The sequence below is a fragment of the Okeania sp. SIO2B9 genome, from assembly GCF_010672505.1.
Taxonomy (GTDB): domain Bacteria; phylum Cyanobacteriota; class Cyanobacteriia; order Cyanobacteriales; family Microcoleaceae; genus Okeania; species Okeania hirsuta.
On sequence record NZ_JAAHGK010000522.1, the window covers coordinates 1 to 4902 of the forward strand.

The window sequence follows — 4902 nt, forward strand, 5'->3', positions numbered from 1 at the left end:
GGCACGAGCACCGGCACCGCGCGGCTGATGTCGGTGTTCGTCAGGCAGGTCGCCGTGCCGATCGCGACCTCGCGCGTCTGGGTGTCGACCACGACGATCGACCAGGTGGGCCGTGCGGGAAGCGCCAGGGCGGCGGCGCAGGCGACGAGCGCCAGGGGGCGCAGGGGAAAAACTATATCTATTCAAGAAAATAGAATTGTTAAGGCCAAAAAATCACAAAGGATATTCCAAATATATCAGGTACAGATATTATACCATTTTGATAAATGTTTGTTACAAATGGTAGGGAAGTTGCATGCAAGGTCCGTACGAAAGAAGGATGAGGGAAGAAGGAAGAAGGAGGAAATATCAAAAAAAAAGGGGAAAACAATAGATATAAATATCTAAAATGAATTGGAGCAGCTATTTTTAAGCATACCTGGTCGATATCTACCTTTTTGTAGCATTCTTTTTTCAAATTGGTATTAGCCACCTATTTTTGTAGTGCGGGTATCTTGCCTGCCATAACTGTACCTCACCCAGATAGAATTTTCTGTAATAATAGCTATTTATATTGACTACTGACTATTGACTACTAAAAATAACCCAAATATTTGTAGAAAAAATTTATCAATTTAGTATAATTTCTTGCTTTTCTCTTCCTTCAAAAAAATTGGCGATTGCTTACTTAAAATATGCAAAATCTAAACTAATCAAACTATCGTAATTCTCAAGAATGGTGAGGTACAAAATTAGCAAGTTTTAGGGAAAAGGGGATAGAGAATAGAAAAGAAGAAAAACAGCTATAACTGAGTAACCTGATAAACTCTATAAATATACTAATGAAAAAAAATCCAGAAAATTTCTTAACCTTTTCCTTTTTACTTCTTCCTTCTTGCCTCTTGATTAAATAACTCCAGAAATTTTTTAACTTCTTGCTTATTCAATAACTTCTTCCTTCTTCCTTCTTACTTCTTACTTCAAATAATTCCTGTTGTAAACGATAAATAATTGTATCCGGTTCAACCTGACTTAAAATATCCTGAATAACTATATCTTGTCCCAAAGGTCCCCAAGTACAACCCTTTTCCAAATAAACCTTAGTAGCTCTACCAATAGCATAAATTCCATAAGCTGCAATAGAAGCTTGAGTAATAGCAACTCCTGCATAAGAAGTAACACCAACCTTTCCTAAACCTAATAATAAACTACTTCCCAACTCCCCTAATAACATACCACCCTCGCTAAATATAATTATTTTCCAAAGTTTACCTGCTTCATAGCTAGTCATGGGCAAATTATAGAGACGAGACAAAGAGCGAATTAAAGCTAAATCTATTACAGTAGTTCCCATCACATCAATAATAGCAACAGGATTAATAGCAACAGCTAAAGCTTTATACTTAGCAAAATCCCAGATTAAATCATCAGCTTCATCTTGTTTAATCTTAACAGTTTTATGGGCAATACTTACCTCAGCTTCTCTTGCTTGTACTAACGCATTTAACGCTAAAAGCGATCGCCCTTCCCGCTCTAAAATAGTAATTATTTTTTGTTTCAACGGATCTATTTGAGGCGATGGAGTTTCCCATTCGTGAGTCACATTACCATCAGGCCATTCAATTTTTACAGGTATAGGAGCTGGTTCTGCTGAGACCATTACTACTTCTGTCGGAGAATAAATATTTTCTAATTCTTCTGATTTATCGGCAACAATATTTTGCAAATTTTTATAAATATCTTCTCGTTCAGCTTCTGTATATAAATCAATTTTATTAAACACTAAAATTAGCGGTTTTTTAGCCTTCCTTAATTCACACAAAGCATCATATTCAGTGCGGGTAAGATCACCAGAAACAACAAATAGAATTAAATCTGCTTTTCGAGTAACTTCCTTAGCCATTTCTCCACGAACTTGACCTGCTACTTCATCTAATCCAGGAGTATCTATTAAATCTATTTTTGCTGTCTCTTGTTGATGAGAATTAATAAAAATATTAGGTGTCCATCTAATCGCACGAGGCCATTGAGTCACACCATTTAGAGGACCTGTTTCTAATATTTTTTCACTTAATAAAGCATTTAAAACTGCTGATTTTCCACGACTTACAAGACCAAAAACTGCTATTTGGATTACTCCTTGGTCTAGCTTATCGATGTTGGATTTTAATAAATCTAATTGAGTTTTTAAGGAGGATAAAAATTCAGAAGTTATTGTTTTTTGTGCCGTATTTTGCAAAGCAGAATATCTATTTAGAGCTTTTCGTAAACTTGCCCTAGCACGTTTCCAGTGTTGTTGACCTTGTTTCTGGTAATTTTCTGGGGATTGATAATATTCTGTCACTATTTCTGAGTAAATATCTGAGTTAGTCAAGGCTATATTTAATAGGGAAGAAGGAAGAAGGAATAAGTAAGAAAGGAATCAGGTTTTTGAGTAACTTATATAGCAGAAGGAAGAGGGAAGAAGGCAGGAAGGAATCAGGTTTTTGAGTAATTTTTATTTTTATTATATAGCAGAAGGAAGAAGGAAGAAGCAAAAGGCAAGAAATAAGAAGGCTTTAGTTCTCTAGGAGAGAAGGAAAAATCTAGCTTTGTCTAAGTTTTAAGCTTTTGATATGTCAAATACATTAATGGCAACTGCTATATATAGAAATTCCATTTTAGTTGTGAAAAAAATTTTTCGGAATTATCTAAAAGGGAACGAGGGCAGAGAGTTTCATTTTTTTGACAAAGCATTTAGAATTACTATACTTAACTTTTTTTATGCTTTTTTAATTTACAAGAGATAATTTTACAGTCAAGAAAACTACTAAATTTATGAAAGCTAGATTATCTTTTTCTTTTGGGTTTAATACCCCGGTTTAATACCCCAGCGTCTACATGGTGTTTTCAATTAGTTGTGGTTTGACTCTCCATCCATTTTTTCCTTTTTCTTCCTTTCTTCTTCCTTCTTCCTTCTTCCTTTATTCTGCCTGAGTTTGCAGAAGTTCCACTTTTTTCTGCTGTGGCAAAATATGATTTATTACTTGAGGAACAAAAGATTTTAAGAAATTATTTTGTTGAGTTTGGCTAAATACACTTTGTAGAATTTTGCTTAATTTCTCTATATTCAGAGAATTACTATTTGTCTGAGTTTGAAAATATTCTACTAAACTAATACCTGCGACTCTTGTTAGATAAGCAGCACTTACAGCTTGAACTGCACCACCTGCTACAAAAGTTATAGTATTACTTTTCAGGATAGTAGTTAATGTTTTTGTCGAAATTTCTACTAAGCCTAATTTTAGCATTAGCTCTGCTATAGTTCCTGCTACTTGCTTGCCTTGTTCGAGGGAAAATTTTTGCTCATATATAGCACTTAAATCTACTATTAATTGAGCATTTATAGCTGCTGTTGCTAATAAATCTAAAGCTGGAACTGGATTAGCAAATGCTGTTGCTGCAGCTATCCATTGATACTGTTCAATTATCGGAATAGCACGTTCTCGCCTGACCTGATTTAATATACTCTTCGCTTCAAGTGTAACTATTTCTGCTTTTCTTTTAGTAGTTGCCCAGACTAATTTTTCTGTTTCTTTTTCTAATGTTTGATTCAGTTTTTCGATCAATCCAGATATTTCTGGTAATGGTTGTTCTGTAGATTCTTTAATACTCCCATCTTGCTGATGTTTTCGTACTTTAAGGGAGTTAGGTTTGGCAGAAATTCCTACTAAATTTTCTTCTGAGTTAATGGTAGATAAAGTCTCTTTTAGTTTCTGTAATATCTGGGGTTTTTGGTCTGGCAAATATTGGTCTTGTTTATTCCAAACTAGGATAAAACTTTGACCGAGAGATGTTAATTTTGATAATGCTTGATATTCTGAATCTGTTAAGTCACCTGTAGTAACAAATAATATTAGGTCGTAAGGTGAAAGAGGATTAACTTGAGTATCTTCATCTGTTTTCATCCATTCTTCCTGCCATGTTAAATCGCTAATTTCTAACTTTTGAGAATTAGTAGATAGCCATTGAGAATTCAATATTTCAGCTAAAGAAGTTTTACCTACTCCTCGATAACCACTCACTACTATACTTAATTCTTTTCTTTCTAGTTCGTTAGTTAATGTGGTTGCTTGTTGACGTAGTTGGCTAATTTCTTCAGATTTGTTACTGCTGTTTATTTCCTGGGAAACCTTATCTAGAGTAATAACTGATAAGGCGATCGCTTCCTCTGCTATTTCTTTTGTTGGTGGTGCAATTATAGTAGCTTTATGGAGTGTTTTAGACCGTGGTTTTTTTAACAACAAAACTCCTAGACCTGCTGCCATAATTCCTAACATAGTAACTCCGCTAAATTCTGCCACGGAATGTTGGACACTATCTAATAACCATAATAGTAGAGATAATCCGATGCCTCCTACTAATATTGGTCTTTGTAATTTTATAGCCATTTTTATTATCCTCAGAAACTTCTTTAGTTATTCATTTTATCATGTTCAGCTTATTACTATCTTAACTCTTCTTCTAAGTTATTTTTATAATCAATCTATGATTAAGTTATTTAGCTGTATTGTAATTTTCCTAGATTGATTGAGCCTTAAATTCATATATAATAAATGCGGGAAATGTGAGATGAAGTTGGATGGAAATAACTACTATTTTTTCAATGTGTGTGCAATGTTTGTGTCATAAGACCTAGAAACTAGGCCCACCTCAATCTTGAACAACAGTTTTATATCAGGAAAGGCAGAGGGCAGGAGGCAGAAGGCAGAAGGGAATTCTGACTCCTGACTCCTAAGAAATACCCTAACTATTTGTAGCAAACATTTACCAAACTTGGTCTATGTTGCTCGCAAATATTGGTGAAATTAATATTTCGATTAATGATGTAGGTTACTGTATCTCCGACTTGGCGTTGGCGTAGTTCATCGGCAGTGGATTGAA

Annotated in this window: 2 protein-coding genes; both read right to left on the reverse strand. The window is 34.6% G+C overall.

What is annotated here, in order from left to right:
- Nucleotides 1-922: 922 nt before the first annotated feature.
- Entirely contained in the window at nt 923-2323 is a 1401-nt protein-coding gene (locus tag F6K13_RS18235) for a GTP-binding protein (protein ID WP_124147886.1), read from the reverse strand.
- Nucleotides 2324-2942: 619 nt separating this feature from the next.
- Nucleotides 2943-4409: a DUF697 domain-containing protein gene (locus F6K13_RS18240; protein WP_287287950.1), complete on the reverse strand. Its 1467-nt coding sequence runs from the start codon at nt 4407-4409 to the stop codon at nt 2943-2945.
- Between the last annotated feature and the right edge of the window lie 493 nt (nt 4410-4902).

Excerpts from the sequence above, each read along its gene's own strand:
- F6K13_RS18240 (WP_287287950.1), bottom strand. The coding sequence starts at position 4,409 with ATGGCTATAAAATTACAAAGACCAATATTAGTAGGAGGCATCGGATTA.